The sequence below is a fragment of the Mesorhizobium sp. B4-1-4 genome (assembly GCF_006439395.2).
Classification (GTDB): Bacteria; Pseudomonadota; Alphaproteobacteria; order Rhizobiales; family Rhizobiaceae; genus Mesorhizobium.
The window spans coordinates 1,373,377-1,399,998 of record NZ_CP083950.1; the positions used below are offsets into that span (position 1 = coordinate 1,373,377).

General features: G+C 62.0%; 24 protein-coding genes and 2 tRNA genes. 13 read left to right on the forward strand and 13 right to left on the reverse strand.

The window, feature by feature from the left end:
* The first annotated feature begins 4 nt into the window (after positions 1 to 4).
* Positions 5 to 1,285 carry an O-acetylhomoserine aminocarboxypropyltransferase gene (locus tag FJW03_RS06520; protein ID WP_140766637.1) on the forward strand — a complete coding sequence of 427 codons (1,281 nt, stop codon included), beginning with the start codon at positions 5 to 7 and terminating at the stop codon, positions 1,283 to 1,285.
* A gap of 6 nt (positions 1,286 to 1,291) precedes the next feature.
* On the forward strand, positions 1,292 to 1,636 hold the full coding sequence (locus tag FJW03_RS06525) for a cupin domain-containing protein (protein ID WP_140766638.1): 345 nt from the start codon (positions 1,292 to 1,294) through the stop codon (positions 1,634 to 1,636).
* Between the two features lie 44 nt (positions 1,637 to 1,680).
* On the opposite strand, the gene FJW03_RS06530 is transcribed toward FJW03_RS06525, so the two are convergent.
* Both FJW03_RS06530 and FJW03_RS06535 read right to left on the reverse strand, forming a co-directional pair.
* A complete protein-coding gene (locus tag FJW03_RS06530; protein WP_140766639.1) occupies positions 1,681 to 2,931 on the reverse strand; it encodes a cytochrome P450 in 1,251 nt (416 codons plus the stop codon).
* Positions 2,932 to 3,119: 188 nt separating this feature from the next.
* Positions 3,120 to 3,710, reverse strand: coding sequence for a hypothetical protein (locus tag FJW03_RS06535; protein ID WP_140766640.1), 591 nt, complete (start codon positions 3,708 to 3,710; stop codon positions 3,120 to 3,122).
* A gap of 340 nt (positions 3,711 to 4,050) precedes the next feature.
* Between FJW03_RS06535 and clpP the strand changes: the two genes are divergently transcribed.
* The 4 genes from clpP (at position 4,051) to FJW03_RS06555 (ending at position 9,403) form a co-directional block, all read left to right on the forward strand.
* Complete coding sequence (gene clpP, locus FJW03_RS06540) at positions 4,051 to 4,680, forward strand: ATP-dependent Clp endopeptidase proteolytic subunit ClpP (protein ID WP_027028064.1); 630 nt, start codon at positions 4,051 to 4,053, stop codon at positions 4,678 to 4,680.
* A 295-nt stretch (positions 4,681 to 4,975) separates the two neighbouring features.
* The gene (gene clpX, locus FJW03_RS06545) at positions 4,976 to 6,250 is read left to right on the forward strand and encodes an ATP-dependent Clp protease ATP-binding subunit ClpX (protein WP_023759839.1); all 1,275 of its coding nucleotides are present in this window, start codon (positions 4,976 to 4,978) and stop codon (positions 6,248 to 6,250) included.
* 272 nt (positions 6,251 to 6,522) lie between these two features.
* On the forward strand, positions 6,523 to 8,934 hold the full coding sequence (gene lon, locus FJW03_RS06550; RefSeq protein WP_140738704.1) for an endopeptidase La: 2,412 nt from the start codon (positions 6,523 to 6,525) through the stop codon (positions 8,932 to 8,934).
* A 196-nt stretch (positions 8,935 to 9,130) separates the two neighbouring features.
* Complete coding sequence (locus FJW03_RS06555; RefSeq protein ID WP_140609483.1) at positions 9,131 to 9,403, forward strand: HU family DNA-binding protein; 273 nt, start codon at positions 9,131 to 9,133, stop codon at positions 9,401 to 9,403.
* An 83-nt stretch (positions 9,404 to 9,486) separates the two neighbouring features.
* Here the strand turns inward: FJW03_RS06555 and FJW03_RS06560 are convergent, their stop codons facing one another.
* Positions 9,487 to 10,509: an aldo/keto reductase gene (locus FJW03_RS06560; RefSeq protein WP_140766641.1), complete on the reverse strand. Its 1,023-nt coding sequence runs from the start codon at positions 10,507 to 10,509 to the stop codon at positions 9,487 to 9,489.
* Positions 10,510 to 10,673: 164 nt separating this feature from the next.
* Between FJW03_RS06560 and FJW03_RS06565 the strand changes: the two genes are divergently transcribed.
* Both FJW03_RS06565 and FJW03_RS06570 read left to right on the forward strand, forming a co-directional pair.
* On the forward strand, positions 10,674 to 11,240 hold the full coding sequence (locus FJW03_RS06565; protein WP_140766642.1) for an SIS domain-containing protein: 567 nt from the start codon (positions 10,674 to 10,676) through the stop codon (positions 11,238 to 11,240).
* Between the two features lie 3 nt (positions 11,241 to 11,243).
* Positions 11,244 to 11,987: a creatininase family protein gene (locus FJW03_RS06570; RefSeq protein ID WP_140692577.1), complete on the forward strand. Its 744-nt coding sequence runs from the start codon at positions 11,244 to 11,246 to the stop codon at positions 11,985 to 11,987.
* A 115-nt stretch (positions 11,988 to 12,102) separates the two neighbouring features.
* On the opposite strand, the gene FJW03_RS06575 is transcribed toward FJW03_RS06570, so the two are convergent.
* From FJW03_RS06575 to FJW03_RS06585, 3 genes are all read right to left on the reverse strand, one after another.
* Positions 12,103 to 13,020, reverse strand: a complete 918-nt coding sequence (locus FJW03_RS06575) for a carbohydrate ABC transporter permease (RefSeq protein WP_140738711.1) — start codon at positions 13,018 to 13,020, stop codon at positions 12,103 to 12,105.
* An 11-nt stretch (positions 13,021 to 13,031) separates the two neighbouring features.
* Positions 13,032 to 14,153, reverse strand: coding sequence for a carbohydrate ABC transporter permease (locus tag FJW03_RS06580; RefSeq protein ID WP_140766643.1), 1,122 nt, complete (start codon positions 14,151 to 14,153; stop codon positions 13,032 to 13,034).
* Positions 14,154 to 14,243: 90 nt separating this feature from the next.
* Positions 14,244 to 15,911: an ABC transporter substrate-binding protein gene (locus tag FJW03_RS06585; RefSeq protein ID WP_140766644.1), complete on the reverse strand. Its 1,668-nt coding sequence runs from the start codon at positions 15,909 to 15,911 to the stop codon at positions 14,244 to 14,246.
* 295 nt (positions 15,912 to 16,206) lie between these two features.
* Here FJW03_RS06585 and FJW03_RS06590 point away from each other — a divergent pair, with 295 nt between their 5' ends.
* From FJW03_RS06590 to rbsK, 3 genes are read left to right on the forward strand one after another with little or no spacing between them, the layout of a single operon-like run.
* Positions 16,207 to 17,256: an ABC transporter ATP-binding protein gene (locus tag FJW03_RS06590; protein ID WP_140766645.1), complete on the forward strand. Its 1,050-nt coding sequence runs from the start codon at positions 16,207 to 16,209 to the stop codon at positions 17,254 to 17,256.
* A 27-nt stretch (positions 17,257 to 17,283) separates the two neighbouring features.
* Entirely contained in the window at positions 17,284 to 17,736 is a 453-nt protein-coding gene (locus FJW03_RS06595; RefSeq protein WP_140609467.1) for an RbsD/FucU family protein, read from the forward strand.
* Between the two features lie 4 nt (positions 17,737 to 17,740).
* A complete protein-coding gene (gene rbsK / locus FJW03_RS06600) occupies positions 17,741 to 18,679 on the forward strand; it encodes a ribokinase (RefSeq protein ID WP_140766646.1) in 939 nt (312 codons plus the stop codon).
* 166 nt (positions 18,680 to 18,845) lie between these two features.
* Here rbsK and FJW03_RS06605 read toward each other — a convergent pair.
* Positions 18,846 to 18,922, reverse strand: a tRNA-Asp gene (locus FJW03_RS06605).
* Positions 18,923 to 19,139: 217 nt separating this feature from the next.
* On the opposite strand from FJW03_RS06605, the gene FJW03_RS06610 reads away from it, so the two are divergent.
* Together FJW03_RS06610 and FJW03_RS06615 are read left to right on the forward strand one after the other, a co-directional pair.
* A tRNA-Val gene (locus FJW03_RS06610) sits at positions 19,140 to 19,215 on the forward strand.
* Between the two features lie 9 nt (positions 19,216 to 19,224).
* On the forward strand, positions 19,225 to 19,980 hold the full coding sequence (locus tag FJW03_RS06615; RefSeq protein ID WP_140766647.1) for a hypothetical protein: 756 nt from the start codon (positions 19,225 to 19,227) through the stop codon (positions 19,978 to 19,980).
* Between the two features lie 37 nt (positions 19,981 to 20,017).
* On the opposite strand, the gene FJW03_RS06620 is transcribed toward FJW03_RS06615, so the two are convergent.
* From FJW03_RS06620 to FJW03_RS06645, 6 genes are all read right to left on the reverse strand, one after another.
* Positions 20,018 to 20,788, reverse strand: coding sequence for an SDR family NAD(P)-dependent oxidoreductase (locus tag FJW03_RS06620; RefSeq protein ID WP_140766648.1), 771 nt, complete (start codon positions 20,786 to 20,788; stop codon positions 20,018 to 20,020).
* Positions 20,789 to 20,801: 13 nt separating this feature from the next.
* Entirely contained in the window at positions 20,802 to 21,797 is a 996-nt protein-coding gene (locus FJW03_RS06625) for an ABC transporter permease (protein WP_140609459.1), read from the reverse strand.
* A 110-nt stretch (positions 21,798 to 21,907) separates the two neighbouring features.
* Positions 21,908 to 22,948: a sugar ABC transporter substrate-binding protein gene (locus FJW03_RS06630; RefSeq protein ID WP_140766649.1), complete on the reverse strand. Its 1,041-nt coding sequence runs from the start codon at positions 22,946 to 22,948 to the stop codon at positions 21,908 to 21,910.
* Positions 22,949 to 22,987: 39 nt separating this feature from the next.
* Entirely contained in the window at positions 22,988 to 23,752 is a 765-nt protein-coding gene (locus tag FJW03_RS06635) for an ATP-binding cassette domain-containing protein (protein WP_140766650.1), read from the reverse strand.
* Positions 23,749 to 24,915, reverse strand: a complete 1,167-nt coding sequence (locus tag FJW03_RS06640; protein ID WP_140766651.1) for an ROK family transcriptional regulator — start codon at positions 24,913 to 24,915, stop codon at positions 23,749 to 23,751. Before FJW03_RS06640 ends, FJW03_RS06635 begins: the two co-directional genes overlap by 4 nt.
* Positions 24,916 to 25,181: 266 nt before the next feature.
* Positions 25,182 to 26,486 (reverse strand): M23 family metallopeptidase, encoded by a 1,305-nt coding sequence (locus tag FJW03_RS06645; protein WP_140766652.1) that lies wholly within the window; start codon positions 26,484 to 26,486, stop codon positions 25,182 to 25,184.
* Positions 26,487 to 26,622: the final 136 nt, after the last annotated feature.

Here is a 26,622-nt window from a genome sequence, read left to right on the forward strand (position 1 = left end):
TTCAGTGACCCGTACGCCCGGTTTCAATACGCTCGCCGTCCACGCCGGCGCCAAGCCCGACCCGGCCACTGGCGCGCGCGCCACGCCGATCTACCAGACCACCTCCTTTGTCTTCGACGACGCCGATCATGCCGCCTCGCTGTTCGGGCTGAAGGCCTTCGGCAACATCTATACCCGCATCATGAACCCCACCCAGGCGGTGCTCGAGGAACGCGTTGCCGCGCTCGAGGGCGGCACGGCTGCGCTTGCCGTCGCCTCCGGCCACGCCGCGCAGGTGATCGTGTTCCACAATCTGATGCAGCCGGGCGATAATTTCGTCGCCGCCAACAAGCTTTATGGCGGTTCGATCAACCAGTTCGGCCATGCCTTCAAGAATTACGGCTGGGAAGTGCGGTGGGCCGACACCAACGACGTCTCCACCTTCGAGAGCCAGATCGACGACAGGACCAAGGCGATCTTCATCGAGAGCCTCGCAAACCCCGGCGGCACTTTTGTCGATATCGAAAAGATCGGCGAGATCGCGCGCAAGCACGGCTTGCCGCTGATCGTCGACAACACGCTGGCCTCGCCCTACCTGATCCGGCCGATCGAGCATGGCGCCGACATCGTCGTTCATTCGCTGACCAAGTTCATAGGCGGCCACGGCAATTCGATCGGCGGCGTCATCGTCGACGGCGGCACCTTTGACTGGTCGAAGTCCGGCAAATACCCGATGCTGTCGGAACCGCGCCCTGAATATGGCGGTCTCGTGCTGCACGAAACCTTCGGCAATTTCGCTTTCGCCATCGCCGCGCGCGTACTCGGCCTGCGCGATCTCGGTCCGGCGATCTCGCCCTTCAACGCATTCCTCATCCTGACTGGCCTTGAAACGTTGCCGTTGCGCATGCAGCGCCACTGCGACAATGCAATCACCGTCGCCGGCTGGCTGTCAAACCATCCCAAGGTCGCCTGGGTGAATTATCCAGGCCTGCCCAGCGACAAGAACAACGCGCTGCAGAAAAAGTACTCGCCCTTGGGCGCTGGCGCCGTGTTTACCTTCGGCCTCAAGGGCGGCTACGAGGCCGGCGTCAAATTCGTCGAGGCGCTGGAACTGTTGTCGCATCTGGCCAATGTCGGCGACACCAAATCGCTTGTCATTCACCCGGCATCGACCACGCACCGCCAGCTTTCGGACGAGCAGAAGGTCAAGGCCGGCGCCGGGCCGGACACGGTGCGGCTTTCCATAGGCATCGAGGACGTCACCGATATCGTCGCCGACCTCGAACAGGCGCTCGCCAAGGTTTGATCGCTGATGTCTAGCTTTCTTTCCGTCGACACCAAGACCGTCGAGCCCGAATCCGGCGCGCCGGCGCCGGACCGGCTGATCTCGGGCGATCCGAAATTCCGCACCTGGAACGTCGAGGAGCAGGACAGCGGGCTCTACGCAGGTATTTGGGAATCGACGCCGGGCAAGTGGCGCATCGTCTACGACGAATGGGAATTCTGCCACATCCTGTCCGGCGTTTCGGTGATCGCTGAAGACGGTGGCGAGGCGCGCACGGTCAAGTCCGGCGACAGCTTCGTGCTGAGACCCGGCTTCAAGGGAAGCTGGGAAGTGCTTGAAACGACTCGCAAGGAGTATGTGATCAAGTTGTGAGCTGTTTTGGGCGGGAAACTCGCGCAGCCCCGGGCTCGCGAGTCTCAGAGGCCTACGCCGAGCGCCTCCAGCCCATGGAAGTGGTAAGTGTCGCGGAAGCGCGGCTCCTCGGCAAGATGCAGTTGCGGGTGCCGATCGAACAAGGTCTTCAGTGACACCTGCAGTTCGAGCCGCGCCAGCGGAGCGCCGATACAGAAATGGATGCCGGCGCCGAACGACACGTTCTTCTGGTCCGCACGGTCCGGACGGAAGGCTAGCGGTTCGGCGAAGGCGCGCGGATCGTGATTGGCCATGCCAAGCAAAAGCCCGATCGTCTCGCCCGGTTTCACGGTGATGCCGGGTGCGACTTCTATTTCCTGATAGGCATAGCGCGTGAACATATGCAGCGGTGCATCGAAGCGCAGGCATTCCTCTACGGCAGCAGCGGTTGCTTCGGGCGACGTGAAGAAGCGGCGCGGGTCGCCGCTCTGCGCCAGGATCGAGCGCACCGCGTTGCCAGTCTGATGCACGGTCGCTTCATGCCCGGCATTGAGCAGCAGGATGGCAGAGGACACCATCTCGTCTTCCGACAGTTTCTGGCCGTCCTCCTGCGCCGAGATCAGCAGCGACAGCAGGTCGTCGCCCGGATTTTTGCGTCGCTCGGCGATGTAGCCGCGCAGGAAATCGGAGAACTCGCGTGCCGCGCGGTTGGCCGTGTCCTCGGTTTCGCGGGTGCGGCCATGGACATACATGGCGACCATTTGATGTGACCAGTCGAGCAGTTGCGGCCCCATCTCGACCGGCACGCCGAGCATTTCGGCGATGATGGTGATCGGCAGGGGAGAAGCGAAGACTGGCAGCAGGTCGACGGCTTTCTCTCCTTCGAAACGGTCGATCAGCTCGTTGGCGAGGGCTTCGACCCGCGGCCGCAGCCGTTCGACCTGGCGTGAGACGAAGGCCCGGTTGACCAGTGTCCTCAGCCGCGTGTGCACCGGCGGTTCCAGTTCGAGCATCGAGTTCGCCTCGATGCCGTCGAATGCCTCGAGATGGCTGCGGTCCTGGCCGATGCCGCGGCTGTCGGGAATGCCGGCCGGGTTCTGGCGGCCGAAGCGGCGGTCGCGCAGCAGCCGGTTGACATCGTCGAAGCCACCGAAGCACCAGAACCCGAACTCCTCCCAGTAGAACGCATTCGAGACGCCATGCAGGAAGGCATAGGCCTCGTACGGGTTCAGGAAGAAAGCCGGCTCGTGCGGGTCGAGCCTCAGGTGGCGGGTCGCCGGATCAAGGGCAAGGTAAGGGAGTGTCGGTCTGGTCATTCCAGACCAATAGCGCGGCTTGCCAGCTTGGTTCCAGACCGTATGTCGCGGCCAATGAACTAAGCCGGCCGGTGCACTGCGGAAGGCCTGGACGGACGAGTGCGTCGTCGGCGAGGGCAGTGGCGATATCGCCGGCCCGGAAGACGTGGCGGCGGGCCGAGGTCCGAGCGCGCCTGCCTGGAGCTGAATTAGTCTTGGCAATGCCTGGGAATATGCACGCGTCGCCAGCCTGATGACCCTTCCCTGACCAGCACGCGCCGCGCGACGGTCTGATATGAGGCGGGGACATCGATGAAGCGTCTTTGCTCCGGCTGCACCAGGACTTCCTCGGCGATCTGGTCATATTGCGCCGGGATAACGATGCGGCGGGTACGTTCCGGCTGGATCACCACCGTCTCGGCGACGCGTTCGTAGCGCGCCTTGTGCCAGATCTTGCAGAGCACGCGGCGCCCATGGATGACGCGCCACTCCCAGGAATAGCCGCCGCCATGGACCTTCGCGGTGTGGTAGACGGTGCGGGTGATCGCGGGCACGATTTCGTAGCTCACCTGTGAGGGAACGGTCATCACCACGCGTTCGCGCGTGCCATAGATGGGTGGGGTGTAGTCGACCTGCTGGCCCGGCGGGCTTATCATCACGTCTTCATAGACCGTGTCGTAGACGGCCGGTGCGCGCACCGGTTCATAGCACTCGACAGCGCGGCCACCGGCTGCCGTCTGCGATGTTGTGCCGAGCATTGCCAGCCCGGCAATGGCGAAGGACGCGCTTCTCCTGAGCATCACATTCCCCCTGTTTGAACTGCAGGCACGAGTTCAACGTTGAATTGTAGGGTAAGCGGTCCTGGAGAAAAGCGGTTTCCCGCATTTCGTTAAGTGACGCGGTTAAGAAATTGCTACGTTGGCGGCGGGTTGATTGTGGGGCTGTGGCACGGCGGAGGCTGTCATTGCAACGAATCCTGGCCGTAAAGCTTGATTCGCCTTACCCAGATGGCTAGGACGGGGCGGCCTTGCACAAGGATGAGCCGGCATCCTATCTACGCAACAACGATCCAGAACCGATTCTGCCCGACTTGCCAGCATTCCCGGCGCCGGAACCCCACCGTGAGATAAGAGATAACTGATGAAGAACCCCGTCGAAACCTACATGAACCTCGTTCCGATGGTGGTCGAACAGACCAATCGCGGCGAGCGGGCCTACGACATCTTCTCGCGCCTCCTCAAGGAGCGCATCATTTTCATCACCGGACCGGTCGAGGACGGCATGGCGACGCTGGTCTGCGCGCAGCTTCTGTTCCTCGAAGCCGAGAATCCGAAGAAGGAAATCAACCTCTACATCAATTCGCCAGGTGGCGTCGTCACCTCGGGCATGGCGATCTACGACACCATGCAGTTCATCAAGCCGGCCGTGTCGACCCTCTGTATCGGCCAGGCTGCCTCGATGGGTTCGCTGCTCCTGACCGCTGGCCACAAGGACATGCGGTTCGCCACGCCGAACGCACGCATCATGGTCCACCAGCCGTCCGGCGGCTTCCAGGGCCAGGCGTCCGACATCGAACGCCACGCCCAGGACATCATCAAGCTGAAGCGCCGCCTCAACGAGGTCTATGTCAAGCACACCGGCAAGAGCTATGACGAGATCGAGAAGACGCTCGATCGCGACCATTTCATGACCGCCGACGAGGCGAAGGATTTCGGCCTTATCGACAAGGTCATTTCGTCGCGCGAGGCGGCCGAAGGGGCGCTGGCATAAAGGCTAATTGGCAGCTGGATGGCACCATCACGCGCTTTTGGCGCGTCTTGCGGCATTTCGGCCACAATTGGCTGTTCCCTCGGGGATTGGGATTTGCCTACGTTAAGGCTATGTTGATTTTCGACGGCTTAGCTTTGTGTGGGGTGTTGCGAATCATTGCCACGTTTTCTGATTTGTGTTTCGTACGGAATACGTTGCGGGAGCCGGGACACTGGCGGCGGCGGATTCCCGCGATAGATTGAAGTTACGCCCTTTCAGCCAGACCATCGGCGGGCGGCCATGAAAGGACATGAAAATGAGCAAGGTCGGCAACAACAGCGGTGATTCCAAGAACACGCTTTATTGCTCGTTTTGCGGCAAGAGCCAGCACGAGGTGCGTAAGCTGATCGCTGGTCCGACAGTCTTCATCTGCGACGAGTGCGTCGAACTCTGCATGGACATCATCCGCGAGGAGAACAAGACCTCGATGGTGAAGTCGCGCGAGGGCGTGCCGACACCGCAGGAGATCCTCAAGGTTCTCGACGACTACGTCATCGGCCAGCCCTACGCCAAGCGTGTGCTGTCGGTGGCGGTCCACAACCACTACAAGCGCCTCGCGCACGCCGGCAAGAACAACGATGTCGAGCTGGCCAAGTCCAACATCCTGCTGATCGGCCCGACCGGTTGCGGCAAGACGCTGCTCGCGCAGACGCTGGCCCGCATCATCGACGTGCCCTTCACCATGGCGGACGCCACGACGCTGACCGAGGCCGGTTACGTCGGCGAGGACGTCGAGAACATCATCCTGAAGCTGTTGCAGTCGGCCGACTACAATGTCGAGCGCGCCCAGCGCGGCATCGTCTACATCGACGAGATCGACAAGATTTCGCGCAAGTCCGACAATCCCTCGATCACCCGCGACGTGTCGGGCGAAGGCGTGCAGCAGGCGCTGCTGAAGATCATGGAAGGCACGGTCGCCTCCGTGCCGCCGCAGGGCGGCAGGAAGCATCCGCAGCAGGAATTCCTGCAGGTGGACACCGCCAACATCCTGTTCATCTGCGGCGGCGCGTTTGCCGGCCTGGACAAGATCATCTCGGATCGCGGCCGCAAGACCTCGATCGGCTTCGGCGCCATCGTCGCTTCGCCTGAGGATCGCCGCACCGGTGATGTGTTCCGGCTTGTCGAGCCGGAGGATCTGCTGAAGTTCGGCCTCATTCCGGAGTTCGTCGGCCGTTTGCCGGTCCTGGCGACGCTGGAGGATCTCGACGAGCCGGCGCTGATCCAGATCCTGACCGAGCCGAAGAACGCTCTGGTCAAGCAGTATCAGCGGCTGTTCGAGATGGAGAATGTCGACCTGACCTTCCACGAGAACGCCCTGTCGGCGATCGCCAAGCGCGCCATCGAGCGCAAGACCGGCGCGCGCGGCCTGCGTTCGATCATGGAAGCGATCCTGCTCGACACCATGTTCGAACTGCCCGCGCTCGAAGGCGTGCGCGAAGTGGTGATTTCGGAAGAAGTGGTGACCGGCAGCGCCCGGCCGCTCTACATCTATTCCGAACAGAAGGAAAAGAAGGGCAACGTCAGCGCGTGATATCGCACTTGATCCGATGTTTTTTATGGAACGGCGCCCTCGCGGCGCCGTTTTGCTGTGAGGGCATGCGACCTTTGCACTGGAGTGGATTGCGGCGATGTTAACTCTTGATCTTTGCCCCTCTTGCATCCACCTAACACGAGAAGGCCGAGGTGCCCGATTTCTGTGCTGTAAAACTCCCGTCACAAACGGTGGTAGGCGGAACGATCCCCGGTCGTTAATATGAGATTCGCGGTTGGCCTGATGGCGACCGCGACATGAAAGGTTGGACAATGGCCAAAATATCCAAGGCTCCCAGCGACGGCGTCTTCGCAGTCCTCCCACTGCGCGACATCGTGGTGTTCCCGCATATGATCGTTCCGCTCTTCGTTGGGCGTGAAAAGTCGATCAAGGCGTTGGAAGAGGTGATGGGTCAGGAAAAGCAGATCCTGCTTGCCACCCAGATGAATGCCGCCGATGACGATCCCGAGCCCGATGCCATCTTCGACATCGGCACGCTCGCCAATGTGCTGCAATTGCTGAAGCTGCCCGACGGCACCGTCAAGGTTCTGGTCGAAGGCGCCTCGCGCGCGAAAATCGTCTCCTTCACCGACCGCCCCGACTTCCACGAGGCCCGCGCCACGGCGCTGGTCGAGCCGGAAGAGGAAGAGGTCGAGGTTGAGGCGCTGGCTCGTTCGGTCGTCACCGACTTCGAGAACTACGTCAAGCTGAACAAGAAGATCTCGCCCGAAGTGGTGGGTGCCGCCAGCCAGATCGACGACTATTCCAAGCTCGCCGATACGGTTGCGTCGCATCTGGCCATCAAGATCCCTGAAAAGCAGGAGATGCTGGCCACGCTCTCGGTCAAGGAGCGGCTGGAAAAGGCGATGGGCTTCATGGAAGCCGAAATCTCCGTCCTGCAGGTGGAGAAGCGCATCCGCTCGCGCGTCAAGCGCCAGATGGAGAAGACCCAGCGCGAATACTACCTCAACGAGCAGATGAAGGCGATCCAGAAGGAGCTCGGCGAAGGCGAGGACGGCCGCGACGAGGCCGCCGAGATCGAGGCGCGCATCAAGAAGACCAAGCTTTCCAAGGAGGCCCGCGAAAAGGCGGAAGCCGAACTGAAGAAGCTGCGGACAATGTCGCCGATGTCGGCTGAATCGACCGTTGTGCGCAACTATCTCGATTGGCTGCTGTCGATACCGTGGGGCAAGAACTCCAAGGTCAAGCAGGATTTGGCCTATGCGCAGAACGTGCTCGACACCGATCATTTCGGCCTCGACAAGGTCAAGGACCGCATCGTCGAGTATCTCGCCGTTCAGAGCCGCCAGAAGAAGCTGAAGGGGCCGATCCTGTGCCTCGTCGGCCCTCCCGGCGTCGGCAAGACCTCGCTCGGCAAGTCGATCGCCAAGGCGACCGGCCGCGAATTCATCCGCATGGCGCTTGGCGGCGTGCGTGATGAGGCCGAGATCCGTGGCCACCGGCGCACCTATATCGGCTCGATGCCCGGCAAGGTCATCCAGTCGATGAAGAAGGCGAAGAAGTCCAACCCGCTCTTCCTGCTCGACGAGATCGACAAGATGGGCCAGGACTTCCGTGGCGATCCATCGTCGGCCCTGCTCGAGGTGCTCGATCCCGAGCAGAACTCGACGTTCATGGACCATTACCTCGAGGTCGAATACGACCTGTCGAGCGTGATGTTCGTGACGACGGCAAACACGCTGAACATCCCTGCGCCCTTGATGGACCGCATGGAGATCATCCGTATCGCCGGCTACACCGAGGACGAGAAGATCGAAATCGCCAAGCGGCACTTGCTGCCCAAGGTGGTGCGTGACCATGCCCTGCAGCCGAAGGAATTCTCCGTCGGCGAGGACGCGATCCGCGCTATCATCCAGACCTACACCCGTGAAGCGGGCGTCCGTAGCCTGGAGCGCGAGTTGATGAAGCTTGGGCGCAAGGCGGTGACCGAGATCCTGAAGACGAAGAAGAAGACGGTGAACATCACGGCGGCGAACCTCGCCGATTACCTCGGTGTCCAGCGCTTCCGCTTCGGCCAGGTCGAGGCTGACGATCAGGTCGGTGTCGTCACCGGTCTTGCCTGGACGGAAGTCGGCGGCGAGCTGCTGACGATCGAAGGCGTCATGATGCCCGGCAAGGGCCGCATGACGGTGACGGGCAATTTGCGCGACGTGATGAAGGAATCGATCTCGGCGGCGGCCTCCTATGTCCGCTCGAGGGCGATCGATTTCGGCATTGAGCCGCCGCTGTTCGACAAGCGCGATATCCATGTGCACTTGCCGGAAGGCGCCACGCCGAAGGACGGCCCGTCTGCTGGCGCCGCCATGGCTACGGCTATCGTGTCGGTTCTGACGGGTATTCCGGTCCGCGCCGATGTGGCAATGACTGGCGAGATAACGCTTCGCGGCCGCATCTTGCCGATCGGTGGCCTCAAGGAGAAGCTGCTTGCCGCGCTCCGCGGCGGCATCAAGAAGGTGCTGATCCCGGAAGACAACGCCAAGGATCTGGCGGAGATTCCGGACAACGTGAAGAACGGCATGGAAATCATTCCGGTCTCGCGGGTCGGCGAAGTATTGCGCCACGCACTGGTGCGCATGCCCGAGCCAATCGAATGGGTCGAGCCCGTCAATCCTCCGGCCGCGACTGACACGGCGGATGACGCTGGAAAGTCGCTTGCGCATTAGAGTCTGCTAAAGTTGCAGCGCACAAACAGAAAGCCGGGCCTTGCGCCCGGCTTTTTCATGTTAAAAACCCCGGATTTCCGGGCTTTTTTCCACTTTTCCCGGGCTTTTCGACTTGGTTGCGGGAACGCTTCTTTCTAAAGTCCGTTTCCTGCCGGATGAGTCGTATGTTCCGGCGTTCTCATGGAAGGGAATTTTTATGAACAAGAACGAACTGGTGTCCGCTGTCGCCGACACCGCGAGCATTTCGAAGGGTGACGCGCAGTCGGCGGTCGATGCGGTATTTTCCGTGATCACCGGCGAACTGAAGAAGGGCGGCGATGTACGGCTTGTCGGCTTTGGCAATTTCACCGTGTCAAAGCGTGCGGCTTCGACCGGCCGCAACCCGCAGACCGGCGCTGAAGTGCAGATCCCGGCACGCACCGTGCCGAAGTTCTCGGCCGGCAAAGGCCTCAAGGACGCAGTCAACTAAGCGCGTTTTTTTCTTTTTTCAAAGACCAGAAAAGCCGGGCTCCCCGGCTTTTCTTTTTGTGTCTGCCTGGAGGCGGATGATTGTCATGCGGTTGGCGCCTCCGCACGCATCAGACCTTCCTGTTTGAGGTCGGCCCAGAGGGCGGCGGGCAGTTTCGCGTCGAGCAGCGCCCGGTTGCTTTCGACTTCGCTCGGCCGCTGGCCGCCGGGGATCACTGAAACGACCGAGGGGTGCAGCAGCGGGAATTGGAGCGCCGCCTCGATCAGCCGCACGCCATGGCGTTTGCAGACAGCTTCGATGCCGGCGACCCGGTCGAGAATGTCTTTGGGCGCTTCGGAATAGTTGTAGTAGGCGCCGGGCTTTGGTCCCGTTGCAAGGATGCCGGAATTGTAGGGGCCGCCGAGAACGATGCCGATGCCGCGTTTCTGGCAAAGCGGCAGGAAGGACGTCAGCGCCTCCTGTTCGAGCAGCGTGTAGCGTCCGGCCAGCAGAAACAGGTCGAAATCGCCGCGCTCGGCCAGTGTCTGGGCAACCTGCCATTCGTTGATACCGCCGCCGAAGGCCTTGATGACGCCCTGGTCGCGCAGCGACAGCAGCCCGTAATAGCCCGAGCGCATGAACTCCTCGATGCGCCGGTCGGACGCCTCCTTGCTGCCATGGGTGAAAATGTCGACATCGTGCACGAACAGGATGTCGATCCGGTCGACACCCAAGCGTTCGAGCGAGGCTTCGAATGAGCGCATGATGCCGTCATAGCTGTAATCGTACACCTCCTGACGCGACGGCGTGTCAAAGAACTTGCCTATGCCTGTGCGCTGCTCTGGCGGGCAGGCGCGCATGAGGCGTCCGACCTTGCTCGACAGCACGTAGTCGTCGCGCTTCTTCGAGCGCAGGAACGGATTGAGGCGTGTTTCGGATAGGCCAAGCCCATAGAGCGGCGCGGTGTCGTAATAGCGGCAGCCGGTCGCCCAGGCGGCGTCGAGCGTTGCATTGGCATCCTCGTCCGAGACGGCGCGATAGAGATTACCCAGCGGCGCGGTGCCGAAGCCGAGTTCTGTAAAGGTGATGCCGCCATTGCCGATGCGGTCGAAATGCCGTGTCTTCATATCTTAGAGGTGTCCCGGGTTGATTTGTCTGACATGACATTATCACGCCTGTGGCCCGGCAAAAGCGCTGCACAGCGTTGGACATGCATTTTCGCCGTTGCTAGCATGAACGAAATCAAGCTGTTCGTGGAAAAATCCGGGATGATTTCGAGCGCGGGTTTGCCGTGAGCGACCAGAACGAAAACCTGTTCAGAACCGCGCTCGACGAACTCGGCGCCGTGCTGGCGCGCGTGGATGAAGGCCGCATCGATGCCGCGTGCAATATGTTGGCCGATGCCGGGCGGATCGTCGTCTATGGCTGCGGCCGCGAGGCCCTGCAGGTCAAGGGTTTTGCCATGCGGCTCTATCATCTGGGACTGCCGGTCTCGGTGGTCGGCGACATGACCACGCCGCCGCTGGGGCCGGGCGATGTTTTCCTGGCCAGTTCCGGGCCGGGAGAAACTTCGACGGTGCTCACCTTGATGCGCGTCGCGCGCGAAGCCGGCGCGACAAATCTGCTGCTGACCGCTCAGTCTGGTGGTAGTGCGGCGCGGCTGGCTGACACCACGCTGCTCATCCCGGCCCAGACCATGGCCAACGACCAGGGACCGCAAAGGACTTCGGTGCTGCCGATGGGCTCGCTATTCGAGGGGGCGCTGTTCCTGCTGTTCGAGGTGATGGTGCTGAAGCTCAAAGCCCTGACCGGTGCGTCGCCTGAAGCCATGCGCGCGCGCCACACCAACATGGAATAGATCATGCGCTATGAACTGATGCTGCCGCACCAGATCCGCAAGGCGATCGCCGAAAACTGGCCGGTCGTTCTGCCGCTCGGCGTGCTGGAATACCATGGCGAGCACATGGCCGTCGGCATGGACACGCTGGCCGTCATCAAGACGCTGGAACTGTTCGAAAAGGAGAGGCACATCGTCATCCTGCCGCCTTTCTACTATGGCGCGGCGAGTTACGCGGTGGCACCCCCGGAAGGCAGTGGTTCGGTGCAGGTCGGCGGCAATCAACTGGCGCCATTCGGCGAGGAGCTGTTCTACAGCCTGCTGCGCATCGGTTTCCGCAACATCCACGCCATCATCCACCACCAGACCGAGAATTTCGCCGCCGGCATGCCGACCGATCTGGCCTTCAAGACCGCGGGCCGGCAGGCCATCTTTCGGTTTCTCGAAAAGGAGCGCGGCGAGGGCTGGTGGGGTTCGAACACCATGACCGATTACTATGCCGGCCATGCCCAGGGTGAGAATGTCTTCAACTGGGTGCAGGTGCATCCACTGATGCCGGCCGCTATGAATGGCAAGTATCCGTTCGATCATGCTGGGATCGGCGAGACGTCATTGATGCTGGCGCTATATCCGGAGGCTGTTGACGCGGCGCACTTCGCCGACAACAAGAGCTGGTATACGGCGAGCGCCAAGGATGCGTCGGCGGAACTCGGGCACAAGGGCGTCGCCATGATCATGGATCACCTGCGCACGATCCTGAAGGCTTAGCCTTTTGTCCTCAGCCAGGCGCTCGGCATGAGGCCCTTCGGCGTAGCGATCGTGCCCTTGTAGCCGACCCGGATGTTGCACGCGCCCCGGTGCTTCGCCGTCACGCCTATCCGGCCTATTTCACGGCTCCCGCTGTCATGCCCATGATCAGATAGCGTTCCAGGGCGATGCCGATGACCGCCAGCGGCGCGATGGCCGCGGTGGCAAGGGCCGCCATCGACCACCAGTTGATGCCTTGCGAGCCGGTCTGGCTCGCCACCATCACCGGGATGGTCTTGGCATCGGTCGAGGTCAAAAGGGCGGCGAAGAAATACTCGTTCCAGCACAGCACCATCGCCAGGATGAAGGCGGCGACCATGCCCGGCAGCGCGATCGGCATGACGATGCGCAAGAATGCGCCCCAGATCGACAGGCCATCGACGAGTGCTGCTTCCTCCAGTTCGACCGGTATCGAGTTGAACTGGTCGCGCATGATCCAGATGACGATCGGCAGCACCATCAGCGTGTAGAGCAGGATCAGCCCGACGCGCGTGTCTAGCAGGCCGACCTCCCGGTAGAGGACCAGGAAGGGCAGGGCGAGCACCACAGGCGGCAGGATCAGCTGCGACAGGAAGAAGAACGAGATATCCTCGTTCTTGAACCAGGCGAAGCGGTAGCGGTAGCGCGTGAGGCCGTAGGCGGCGAGGCTGCCGATGATGATGGCGAGGCTCGACGCCCCAACCGAGGTGATGACCGAATTCATGAAGCGCTTGAAGAATTCGTCACGCACCGTGGAGGTCTGGGAAATCGAATCCGGCGACAGGCCAAGCGATCGCCAGCCCTTCCAGTCCGGCTGGAAGTCTATGAAGGGGATGAGATGCCCTTGCGTGACGTCGACCGCCGATTTGAACGAGGTCGTTATCGTCCAATAGATCGGGAACAGGCAGATGAAGGCCCAGAACACCAGCGCGCCGTAGATGAAGACGCGGCTGGTGATGAAGCTCGCCGGAGAGCGGATTTCGGAGACGGTATAGTCGGTGGTCTGAACGCTCATGATCCGGCCACTCAGTTGACGTTGCGCACGAAGCGGTTGGCAAGCTTCAGGAGCCAGGTCACGAACACGACGATGATGATGAGATAGGCCATCGCCAGCATGGTGCCGTAGCCGACATTCGAGCGGTCGCGGTATTCGCGGTAGATGAAGCTCGAGACGGAATCGGTCGCACCACCCGGGCCGCCCGACGTCACCGTGATGATGATGTCGGCAAGCTTCAGCTTGAAGATGATGCGCAGGATGACCGCCGTCACCGACACCGGCAGCATCAGCGGGAAGGTGACCTGCCAGAAGGTCTGCCATGCGGTCGCGCCGTCGACGCGCGCTGCCTCCAGCACCTCGCGCGACATCGCCTGCAGGCCGGCGAGCAGCATGATCATCATGAACGGAATGAAGGTCCAGGCATCAAGCAGCATGATCGAGATGCGCGCGGTGATCGGGTCGGAAAAGAAGGCCGGATTGTCCCAGCCGAGATGGCGTGCCAGTGTTGCCGCCGGTCCGAACCGGTACTCCATCAGCGACTTGCCGATCATCCAGGACACCGCGACCGGCGACAGCATCAGCGGCATCAGGAAGACGACGCGGAAGAATTTTCGCGCCCGGATCTGCGCGTTGAGCAACAACGCCAGCCCGAAGGCGATGACATATTCGACCAGCACCGCCAGCACGTAGAGCACCATGTTGAACAGTGCGTTGCGGTAGTAGGGATCGCCAAGCATCTGCCAGAAATTGTCGAGGCCGTTGAACCTGCGGCCACTGAAGGAGCTGAGATTCCAGTCGGTGAGCGCAATGTAGAAACCGAACAGCGTCGGGAAGATCACCATGGCGATGGTGAAAAGCAGCGCCGGCAACAGGAACAGCGCGCGCTGGCCGTCCTCGCCCCGCGTCAGAACCTGGCCGATGCCGAGTGCCACGCCCCACAGCACATAGGCATAGACGACAGGACGCCATGTCTCGAAGCCGATCGTATCGATTTCGCTCTTGTAGAGGATCTGCACCACGATGATCGCGAGCAAGCCAAACGTGGCGATTGTCATCAGCGCCCAGCCGAGACGTTTGCGGCCCGGCGGGATCAGATCATAAGGGACGGCGTCAGCCGGCCACTGGTGTGCGGTCGAAGTCTGGTCAGCCACAAATCTCGCCCGTTTTAGAAAATTCCGCTATGGCCGGAAGGGTCAGACATGGTCCGGCGGATCGCCCGCCGGACCATGGATTTATGACAATCAGGCCATGCCGAGCGAGGCCTTGTAGAGCTTGACCTGCTTTTCGCGGCCGATCTGGTCGGTGAGCTTTTCCCAGGCGGCGGCGATGGCATCGGCTCCTTCCTGTGCCTTCATCTTGCCGGCGAAGGTGTTGGCCAGGATGTCCTCGGCGGCGCTGTAATACTGGAAGATGCCGGGGATGCGGGGCTCGATCGCCGCGTTGGGATGGTTGTAGCTATCGCCTTCCGACTTGAGGTAGGAGGTGATGAAGGCTTCGTCGTAGCCCGCGGCCACCCATTCCGGAATGTCGAAGTGCGAATTGCGGTAGGGCTGGAAGCCGGACGGATACATTGCCGTCCAGATCGACAGGTCCTTGCCGCCAAGATGGGCGGCGGCCGACCACGCCGCCTTCTTTTTCTTTTCGTCCTTGTCGACGCGGGCCATGACATAGACGCCCCAGCCGAGATAGGCGCAGTTCGGCGAATAGTTCGGACCGCTGGCCAGCTTTTCCCATTTGCCAGTCTTGGAATTGTAGACATCGTCGGAGCCCGGCAGGATCGAGAAGCCGGTGACATCGCCGATGACCGATGAATCATTGGTCTTGACGTTCGAGCCGACGTCGCCCCACCAGGGGATCATCGAGCCCGTGCCGGCCAGGAATTGCTGGAAGGCGGTTGTGTTCGGGTCGGCGTTGATCTGGTCGGCGGGTTCGGAGGGCAGAGCGTCGATCACGTCCTGGATGGCGCGCACCCAGGCAGGGTTGTTGATCCGCGGCTTCATCGTGTCGGCGTCGAACAGCCAGGCCTTGTCGTCGGGGTGTTTGGCGTAGGCGGTGGCGCGGCTGCCCAGGAAGTAGAAACCGAAACCGCCCCAGGGCTTAGGCGCGTCGAGATAGCCATAGACATCCTGGCCCTTGAATTTCTTGCCTTTGAGGAATTTGGTCACGGCCTGCACCTGCTGCCAGGTCTTCGGCACGCCCCATTCGCCTGCACCGCCGCCATCCTTCCATTGCTTGGCGAGGTCCGCGTCTGCGAACACGTCAGTGCGGTAATTGAAGTTGTGCGTGTCGCCATCGATGGTCACGCGGTACTGCTTGCCATCCCACGTGCCGACCGGCGGCTTCAGATAGTTGACCAGATCGTCGAAATCGATCTGTTTCTTGACCCAATCGGGCATCTCCGACGTCAGGCCCTTGCCGCAGACATCGCCTTCGAAGGGCGCGCCCATCTCAATGATGTCGAAGTCGACGGTGCCGGTGGCGATCGACTGCTGCAGGCGGGCGTTGTAATCAGCCTGCGCCAGGTCGATCCAGCTGATCTTGGCGCCCGTATAGGCCTCCCACGGCTTCAGGAAGCCGCGGAACAGCACATTGTGCAGGTTCTGGTTGTTGAGACCCATGAATGTCAGCTCGACACCGGCGAACTCGCCTTGCTTGACATTTGCCTTGGTCGCGTCGAGGCAGAGCTCGCCGACCTTCTGGAAATCGGCATCGGTCGGCTGGCCTTTGCCAACGCCGGGAATCTGCAGGATTTTCGCACGAAGTTCGCTTGCCGCGGAGGCAGGGCGCGTCAAGGCGCCGAGCCCTGCACCGGATGCCGCCGCGATCGCCGCCATGCTGGCAGCGCCCTTCAATATGTCACGCCTGGTCGCACCAGCGCTGACCAGTTTTTCGTAAAGACCTACTCTCATCGATTATTCCTCCCAGAATATCTGCGTGAACGGATGTAGCCAAACTTCTCAGGCGTTGGAGCGCCAACGATTCTCCCGGCTCGGAAAACGAAATACGCAGGCCCCCACCTGCTCGATTGAAATTCCGATTTTTGCGGTTCGGGAAACCAGCGCTCGGACCAGCGCCCATCACTATTCTCACAACCAAACGCCGTGTCAACGAGAACAGGTTTTTATCTATAAGAGACCGACTTGCCCTGGCAGGTCGCGTTGGTTAGCTTCTGCGCCTACGGCCAGTGGAGCCGATGGGGGAGATATGGCTCAAGTCACAATCAGCAAAGTGGCCAAGGCATTTGGAACCGTCAAGGTTCTGCACGAAGTCAGCGTCGATATTTCGGATGGTCAGTTCGTGGTGCTGGTCGGTCCCTCGGGTTGCGGCAAGTCGACATTGCTCAGAATGGTGGCCGGGCTGGAGACCGTCTCGGGCGGCACCATCGCGATCGGCGACCGCGTCGTCAATCATCTGCCGCCGGCAAAACGCGACATCGCCATGGTGTTCCAGAACTATGCGCTCTATCCGCACAAGACTGTGGAGCAGAACATGGCGTTTGCCCTCAAATTGCGGAAAACCGATCCGGCCGTGGTCGCCGAGCGGGTCAAGCGGGCCGCCGACATCCTCGACCTCAACCCTTACCTGAAGCGCTACCCCCGGCAGCTTTCCGGCGGTCAGCGCCAGCGCGTGGCCATGGGCCGCGCCATCGTGCGCGACCCGCAGGTGTTCCTGTTCGACGAGCCGCTCTCCAATCTCGACGCCAAGCTGCGCGTGCAGATGCGCACCGAGATCAAGGAACTGCACCAGCGGCTGAAGACCACCACCATCTACGTCACCCACGACCAGATCGAGGCCATGACCATGGCCGACAAGATCGTCGTCATGCGCGATGGCCACATCGAGCAGGTCGGCGCGCCGCTGGATCTGTTCGACCGGCCGGCGAACCTGTTCGTCGCCGGCTTCATCGGCTCACCTTCGATGAACCTGCTCAAGGGCGTCATGCGCAAGGGCGGCGTTGACATTGCCGGAACGATGTTCCCGCTTGCTCCCAACAATGTCGTTGAGGAGGGGCATGGCGTCGTCTACGGCGTGCGGCCCGAACATCTCGAAATCCACCCCGACGGCGTGCCGGCGAAGATTTCGGTGGTCGAGCCGACCGGCTCGGAGACGCTGGTGTTTCTCCGCTTCGGCGAAGGCGAGATGGTGGCGCTGTTTCGCGAGCGCCATGACTTCAGGCCCGGCGATACGTTGAAGCTCCGGCCAAGGCTGGACCACATCCATCTGTTCGACGCCGAGACCGGCACGCGTCTCTGATCTTAAACGGAGTTCACGAGGACCATCATGCTCAAAGGGATCGATCCGCTGCTCAATGCCGATGTGCTCCAGGCATTGCGGGCGATGGGCCATGGCGATGACCTGATCATCGCCGATACCAACTTCCCGTCCGATTCGGTGGCACGCCAGACGGCGCTCGGCCGGCTGCTGCGCATCGATGCGTCGGCGGCGCAAGTGGTCAAGGCGGTGCTGTCGCTCTACCCGCTGGACACGTTCGTCGACGATTCCGCCGCCCGCATGGAGATCGTCGGCAAGCCGGACGAGATTCCGCCGGTGCAGAAAGAGGTGCAAAAGGAGATCGACGCGGCCGAGGGCAAATCCTGGCCGATGCTGCCGGTCGAGCGCTACGCCTTCTACGAGCGCGCCAAGCAGGCCTATTGCGTCATCCAGACCGGCGAGCGCCGCTTCTATGGCTGCTTCGCCTTCCGCAAGGGCGTTGTGCCGCCGGATGCGGAGTAGCGGCATGGCCTCGGGCAAGCCGATCATCATCCTCGGTGTCTTTGTCGCCGACACCGCCTATCGCGCCGATCGCCAGCCCCGCATGGGCGAAACGATCCTCGGCAACTCGTTCAAACTCGGGCCGGGCGGCAAGGGATCGAACCAGGCCGTGGCCGCCGGCAAGCTCGGCGCCGACATCACCTTCCTGACCCGGCTTGGCGTCGATGCCTTCGCCGACATGGCTAGGCAGACCTGGAAGGATGCCGGCGTGAAAAGCGCCGTCATCGACACGCCGGATAGCTACACGGGCGCCGCCTACATCTTCGTCGAGGAGGGAAGCGGCAACAACGCCATCATCGTCAGCCCCGGCGCCGCGATGTTGATCTCGCCCGGTGACATCGAGGCCAATGCGGCCCTGATCCGCGGCGCCGGTGTTTTTGTCACGCAGCTCGAACAGCCGATCGATGCCGCCACGCGGGCACTGGAGATCGCGCGCGGGGCAGGGGTGACGACCATCCTCAATCCCGCTCCGGCGGCAAAGCTTCCCGACCGCATCTACACGCTCAGCGACTATCTCACGCCCAATGAGACGGAAATCGAGGAACTGACCGGAATGAAGGTCTCCTCGGTCGATGACGCCCGCGCCGCTGCCGGCAAACTGCTAGAAAAGGGTGTCGGCACGGTCATCGTCACGCTCGGCGACAAGGGTGCGCTACTTCACACGAAAGATCGCTCCGAGCACATCCCGGCGATCAATGCCGGCCCCGTGGTCGAAACCACCGGTGCGGGCGATGCGTTCAACGGTGGCCTTGCCGTCGCGCTGTCGCGAGGCATGGAGCCGCTGCAAGCGGTGCGATTCGCGTGCGCCGTCGCCGGCATTTCGGTGACGCGACCCGGCACGGCACCGTCGATGCCGACACTGCAGGAGGTCGAGGCGCTGCTGGCGAAAAGCGATGCGGCTTAGGCCGAGACCTTAGCCTCGGAATCCAGCCTTCAACACCCCGTTGATATGCTCAAGAGATCGAGCCAAGGTCCGAAAGGACTTGTGTCACTCATGCCTTGCAAGGGATTTCTGACATTCAACGTCGACATTTCTCTTCAAGCCAAAGGTTTGATACCCTTGAGAGAAATGGCGCGAGTGACGGGGCTCGAACCCGCGACCTCCGGCGTGACAGGCCGGCACTCTAACCAACTGAGCTACACCCGCGCATTGACGAGCACGTGTCAGCCGTGTTCGTCGTTGGGCCGCTGGATAAGGGGTTCGCCACCGGGTGTCAAGCGCACGAAACCATCATAACAGCAAACTGGAGAAGGTTTTTTGACAGCCGGCGTTTTGTGGGCAAATCCGGCGTGCGAACAGGACGGCAGCTGTTCATTGGGCCTTGCGAAGCCGGTCCCGACCGCTTAAAGGTCCGCGCCGGAGCGGGCGATTAGCTCAGTTGGTAGAGCGCTTCGTTTACACCGAAGATGTCGGCGGTTCGAGCCCGTCATCGCCCACCATATGGTCTCATGATTTTATGGATTATTTCGCATTGTCGGCTGGCTATTTTTGCGCTGAGCCCGAGCTTGGATGTGAAAATAGGTGTGATGCGTCCTTGGATGTCTCCCGTTCATCGTAACATCGCCGTGTCGTTGATCGGATGTCTGTTGGTGGCAGGCTGCTTCGACGTGAAGCAGGATCTGGCATTCCGTAGCGACGGGACCGCTACGGCCAACGTCCGCATAGCTGTGGATGCTTCGCTGCTTGCGATGGCCAAGGACGCGAACAGCAAATGGTGCAGTTCTGAAAAGCTGTTGTCCTTGAGAGGAATCACCGGAACAGCCGAGCAGACAACCGAGGGAGGGGATGAAGTCTGCTCCATCTCATTCTCCGGCAAGACGGACGATCTCGTTGCGGCTCTTTCGAATGCCAATGTCGGAGGGGACAAAAGGCAAGGGGTTCAGCTCAACCAGGTTGGGGAAAATTACGAATTCGTGGTCAATTTCCCCAGTCTCAAGCCAACCGGCAAGTACGCCGACGATCCAATGGCACAAGGGCTGCAGACCCTCATATTGGCGAAGATGTCAGGCAGGCACATCGCGTGGACGGTGACGGCTCCGCGCATCATCGAGACAAGTGGCACGATATCGGACGACGGACGGACGGCATCGTATTCCCGACCGCTTGCTTCGGCACTTTCCAGCGACCAGCCGACGACATTTAGAGCGGTGTTCTCGTTGGAGCCGCCAGGAATGTTCGAACAATTGTTGAACTGGTTCGGATGAGGGCGCCGGCTTTCACGTGCAGAACCGGGCGTCAGGCTCAGGGCGGCGCCATCCGAAAATCCTTACCCTCCGGCAACAGCTGCCCGCCATCGACGACAATGGTCGTGCCGGTGATGTAGCTGGCATCGTCCGAGGCGAGGAACAGGAAGGCATTGGCGACGTCGCGCGGGCTGCCGAGCCGGCCGAGCGGGATGGAATCCTCCATGTTCTTGATATAGGCGGCGCCGCGATGCAGTTGGATGGCTTCGGTCAGGATGTTGCCGGGCTCGACGCCGTTGACGGTGATGCCGTAGCCGGAGAACTCCAGTGCCGCTGCCCGAATGAAGCCGTTGATGCCGGCCTTGCTGGCCGAGTAGTGACCATGGCCGGGACTGGTCACGTGCGGGCCAGTGATCGATGAGGTGTATAGCATGCGCCCGGAGCGCTGCGCCTTCATCGGCACCAGGGCCGCGCGGCTGGCATTGAAGGTGCCGCGCAAATTGACGGCCATGACGCGGTCCCAGTCGTCGGCGCTGGTGTTTTCGATCAGTTGCCAGGGATAGATGCCGGCATTCTGCACGATGATGTCGAGGCGGCCGTGGCGCTCCAGCGCCAGAGCCACGGCCGCCTCGGCATCGCGCATTTGCGAGATATCGGTGCGGACGAAAGGGGCTCCGAGCTCATTCGCCGTCGCTTGCCCGGCCTCGGTCTCGGTGTCGGCGAGCACCAGCCTTGCCCCTTCTTCGGCGAAGCGCAGCGCGATACCCTTGCCGATGCCGCGCGCGCAGCCGATGATCAGCGCCACCTTGTCTTTCAGTCGTCCGGTCATGCGAGCCGTCCTGTCATGCCAGTCTTTGGCGAATGGTTTGCTTGAATGCGTCGAGCAGCACGGCGGCCAGCACCAATAGGCCGTGGATGACCTGGGTGAAGTTGGCCGGCAGCCCCATCAGATTGATAGCGGTGTTGATAGCCGAGAGCAGAAGCACGCCGGCATAGACGCCGGGCAGGGTGCCGACGCCGCCTTTCAGGCTGACGCCGCCGATGACGACCGCGGCAAAGGCGTTGAACAACAGGCCAACGCCAAGATTGGCGGTGGCGCCCGAGGTGCGGATCGCGAGCAGCCAGCCGGCGAGCCCGGCGATGGCGCCGGCGAGCACGAAGGCGATGATGAGGTTGCGGTTCACCCGGATGCCGGCGCGGAAGGTAGCGGTTTCGTTGCCGCCGATCATCACCAGGTGCCGGCCAAACGGCGTCTTGGCCATGATCAGCGAGAAGACCACGAAACAGGCGATGGCGATCCAGGCGGTAAGCGGCAGGCCGATCAGCCGCTGGATACCGAACCAGCGGATGGCCGGCGCCAGATCCTGCGCCGAGCGGCCGCCCGAAATGACCAGCACCAGGCCGCGCACCCAGATGTAGGACGCCAGCGTGATGATGAAGGCGCTCATCTTGACCTTGACGACGAGCAACCCGTTGAAGGCGCCGATCAGCCCGCCGACGGCCAGCGCCAGCAGCAGCGACACCGGGACCATCAGCCATTCCGGGTGCAACTGGATGCCAAGGCCGATGCCCGATGAGCAGAACAGGATGCCAACCACCATGGCGCTGAGCGCGGCAACAGATTCGACCGACAGGTCCATGTGGCCGGCGATGATGACCAGCGCCAGGCCGATCGACATGACGCCGAGCACACTCGAGGCTTCGATGATGTTGGCGAAGATGCCGAGTTGGAAATAGTTCGGGATGAAGATGGAGAACACCACCAGCACGAAGACCAGCATGAACCAGACAAGGTTGTCGAGGACGAACTCCAGGGCATGGCGTGTGCGGGGGTTCATGGCATGATCCGGCTGGCGGCATGGCCCCAAATTTCAATCGGGACCGTGCACGGATTGAAGTTGCGGGGAGGTGCTCCGGGCCGTTGGCCCGGAGCGTTTCGTCATCTCACCTATTCGACGGCCTTGACGGTATCCGTCGGCGCCTTCTGGTTGCCCCAGAAGGCCGGATTGTCGACGTTTTCCTTGGTGATGGCGGCACCCGGGATCTTGATGTTCGGTCCCCAAGCTTCCTTGGTCACGACCGACTTCAGCCCGAGAACGTCATAGTCGCCGGGCTTGATCTCCTGCTTGTTGGCGACCTTGTCCATGAACATGGCGACCGCCGCTGCCTGCGCGTAGAGCGGCTGCTCGACTTCGACGTTGAGCCAGCCCTTGCGGATCAGGTCGAGGCCAACCGGCGCGCCGTTCGAGCTCATCAGCATGACGTCGCCGGGCTTCTTGCCGGCGGCCTCGAGCGAGGCGACGGCGGCGACCGATAGGTGTGCGGCGTGACTGAAGATCAAGTCGATGTCGGGATTGGCCAGCATCTGGTCGGCGACGATGGTTCCAGCATTGCTCGCCTCCCACTGCATGGCCGGCAGCGAGATGATCTTGACGTCCGGGAACGCTTTCATCTTCTCCTCAAAGCCCTTCTGGATGTCGAGCGTATAGGGATCGCCGGGATCGCCGAGCACCTGCAGGACCTTGCCCTTCACCGATCCGTTCTTCGCCTTCAACAGCTTCTCGGCCTGGTCGGCGGCGATATGGCCGATCTCGACGGTACCCGCCACCGAGGTGAAATCGGAAGGCGTCGACGTGATCTGGCGATCGAATTCGACCACCGGGATGCCGGCGGCGCGCGCCGCCTCGATGGATGGCTTCAGCGCGTTGAAATCGACGGCGGCCAGAATGATCGCCTTCGGCTTCAGTGCGATGACGTCGTTCATCTGCGACTGCTGCGCGTCGGTCTTGTTGTCGGCGTTCAGCGTTTTCATCTCATAGCCGACCTGTTTCAGGAACAGTTCCAGCGCGGTCACGGAGCCGGTCTGGAATTCATCCAGCAAAGTCGGCACCAAATAGTAGACGGTACCCTTGGACTGGGCGAATGCCGGCGTGAGCGTGGCAAAGGCCAGTGCCAGGATACCGGAGACAGCAAGAAGTATTCTCTTCATGTCATTGGCTCCCTGTTAAGCCGGACCCCTCTTTATCCCTCAGCCTGTCGGTCCGGCACCGGCAAGCGTCTCCCCGGTGATCATGTTGATCACCGCATCGGGACTTGTTTTGTTTCTGGCGACATCGCCGGCCACGACACCCTGCCGGATCACCACGATCCGGTCGGCGACCTGAAAGGCCTGCTGCATGATATGGGTGATGATGACGACGCCGATGCCCTGGCTCGCCACCTGGCGGATCATGTCGAGGCCGCGCCGCGTCTGCTCGACGCCAAGGGCGGCGAAGGGCTCGTCGAGCAGCACCAGCTTGCCGCCCCAGTGCACGAACCGGTTGAGTTCGATGGCCTGCCGCTGGCCACCCGAGAGATGCTCGACATTGGTGCGCAGTGACGGAATGCGGGTGCCGGCGCTGGCGAGCGCCTTCCCGACGACGGCCTCCATGGCACGCTCGTCGAGCACGGGAATGCCGAGCACCTTCCTGGTGATCTCGCGGCCCATGAAGAAATTCGCCACCACATCGACATTGGTGCACAGCGACAGGTCCTGGTAGACGGTCTCAATGCCCGCCGCCTTGGCTTCCGCCGGGGACCTCGCAAGAAACTCCTTGCCCTCGAACAGCATGCGGCCCGAGGTCGGCTCCAGTCCGCCTGATATGATCTTGACCAGCGTCGATTTGCCGGCGCCATTGTCGCCGAGCAACGCCACCACTTCGCCCTTGCCGATGGAAAAGCTGATCCCCTTCAGCGCTTCGATCGCGCCATAATTCTTGGTGACGTTGTCGAGCACCAGCAGGGGTTCGCTCATGCCGCGATCTCCTTTGCTGTCAAAAGATCGCGACCGCGTTCTCGCTCGGCCGCGAACATCTGGCCGAAGCGGGGGGAAAGCACTCCGGAAACCGCGAGGGCGGCGGCGCCGCGCAGCACCGAATGTTGACCGCCGCGCGCGACCATGACCCGCGGCGTCGTCCGGTCCTTGCGCGCGGAAACGGAGTTGTGCAGGCCGTTGGTGGAACCAGCCAGCCGCTCGAGCAGATCCGTGGACGCCAGCCCGCCGAGGATGACCGTTTCGGGATCGAACAGGTTCTCGATGATAGCGATGGCATTGTGAAAGATCGGCGCGACATGCGCGACCCAATCGGCCTCGCTGCCGTTCCAGCGCCGGAGCGCCTCGAGCGACAGGTATCGTTCGAGGCAACCCCGGTTGCCGCAGGGGCAAGCCTCGCCACCGGGAACGACCGGGATATGGCCGATCTCGCCGGCATTTCCCCAGGCGCCGCGCAGCGCGCCGCCGTCATGGACCATGACGCCGCCAAGGCCGACGCCGAAATAGAGGTAGTAATATTCGGAGAATTGAGCGCCGAGCCCGTAGAGACGCTCGCCCATCGCGGCCGCCGCCATGTCGGTCTCAAAGAAGGCCGGCAGCCCGGTCGAGGCCGCCAGCCGCTCGCGCAGCGCCACGTCCTTCCAGCCGGTCATGGTGGTCGGGCCGACAAAACTCATGGATTCCACACCGAACGGCCCAGGCAGCGCCATGCCGACCCCCAGAACCCGTCCGCCGACCCGCAATCTGGTCAATTCGACCACCATTGCGCCGATCAGGTCGAAGGCATGGTCCGGCGTCACATTGGGGGCTTCGCGGTAGGTGCTTTCGACCACGTCGCCGCTCAAGTTGGTCAGAGCGGCATCGATGCCGAGCGGCGTCAGGTGGATGCCTACGGCATAGCCACCTTCCGGGTTGATGCGCAGCGTCGCCGGAGGCAGCCCGCGTCCCTTGGGCTCCTCGCGCAGGGACAGGATATAGCCCTGTTCCTCCAGTTCGCGAACGATGGTCGACACCGTCTGGACGGTGAGGCCGACATGTGTGGCGATGTCGCCACGCGCAATGGGACCGTGCCGGCGGATGGACTCCAGCACGATGCGCCGGTTGTAAGGCCGCCCGAACTCCTGATTGGTCCCCCGCAATGCCATGCTTGCGCCCTCGGTTGACGCAAGGTTCGCACCAAAGATTTATTCAGTCAAATGGAATTCAAAAATAGATCGAGCTAACACCGATGAAATGCATGTCCACCGGCGCGCGGTCGCAGTGAGGGTTGACGATACTGCCACGGTCGTGGGGCCAGTCGTCCGTCGGTCGAAACGGAGGCCGCATGGATGAGGAGTAGGCGGCTCGCCGGATTGGCCGCGGAGCGGGGCAGACTGTTCTGAATTCCCAGGCGGACGAACAGACCAGCGCCTCAGAGAAACTGTGCGACCTTCTTGCCGACTGTGAGAAAGCGCAGAGGATCGATCGCCTCGCCATTGTGGCGGACTTCATAGTGCAGGTGCGGGCCGGTCGAGCGGCCGCTGCTGCCGGTCTTGCCGATGATGGCGCCTGCGTCAAGTTTCTGGCCTATGCTGACGTCGATTTCGCTCAGATGCCCGTAACGGGTCGCAAAACCGTTGCCGTGATCGACTTCCACCATGCGGCCATAACCGCCGTTCCAGCCGGCCTTGGTGACGACACCGGGCGCGGTGACCCGGGCGACCATGCCGATGGGCGCCCTGAAATCCATGCCCGAATGCAGCGCGGCGGTGCCGAGGATGGGATCGGTGCGCACTCCGAACGGGCTGGTGACGGAATGGCCGGGAGCGGGGTTGGCAAGCGGCAGCTGGCGCGCTTCCTTCTTGAGATGATCAAGCGTGTCCAGCGCTTCGTCCAGTTCCTTGACCTTGCTGTCGAACATCATTGAACTGTCGAGCGGGATCAGCGGTCCGCCGACATCGCTTTCGTTCTTGCCGAAATCGTTGTCGACCGGCAGTCCGGCCGCCTGCAGCGCCTGCTGGATGGCATCGGCGCTTTTATAGGCATTGTCCGCGAGCGTGCTGATGCGGGTGAGTTGGTCGTTCTCGATGGATTTCAGCGACTGGTTGATCGAGACGAATAGCTTGTCGGCACGATCGGCGGCTGAATCGCTGGGCAGCGGATCGGTGCGGGTCGACCACAGGGAGAATGGCCTCGTATCGGCAGCGCCCAGGTCGGCGCTCAGGCTGGCGACCGCATAATTCCGCGCCGGCTGGTTGATGCTGCCGGTCACCTCGGCGCGCTTGTCAGTCTTGGCAGCCGTTGCCGGATCCTCGGCGGGCACCGCTCCGACCTCGTTCTCGGCGCGTTCGAGCAGCGGACCGAGACGGCCGTGACGCTGGCTGAGCTGCGTCTGGCGTTCAAGCAGTTCGCTGACCTTGGTCTCCATCAATTGCTGGTCGAGAAGCTGCCGGCTGGTGATGCGGTCGACCTGCGCACGAAGCGCCGAAATGCGGTCTTCGTAGGCTTGCTGCATGCGCGCCTGGCGCGCGGTGGTGGCGCCGATCAGGTCATCGCGCAGCACGAGATAGGACGTGGCCAGGAGGTAACCGATGGCGATGGCGGCCAGCGCGGAACCGATGAATGCCGCGAGCCAGGGCCGGATCGTGAAGTGCCGGATCTCGTTGCCCCGTGCGATGATGACCGTGTGGGGTTCCTTGCGCCTGCCGAAGACTGCGGACTGACCGGTTGCGTTCACGGGACCAAGCTTTCGTTTACGACACCACGACAGCTGGATTACACATTATTAGGGTTAACAAAGGCTTGCCGGACCGAATGCGTGGCAACGAATGCACGCCGCGCGGGCGGAAGGTTGCATGAAGACCGCCAACTTG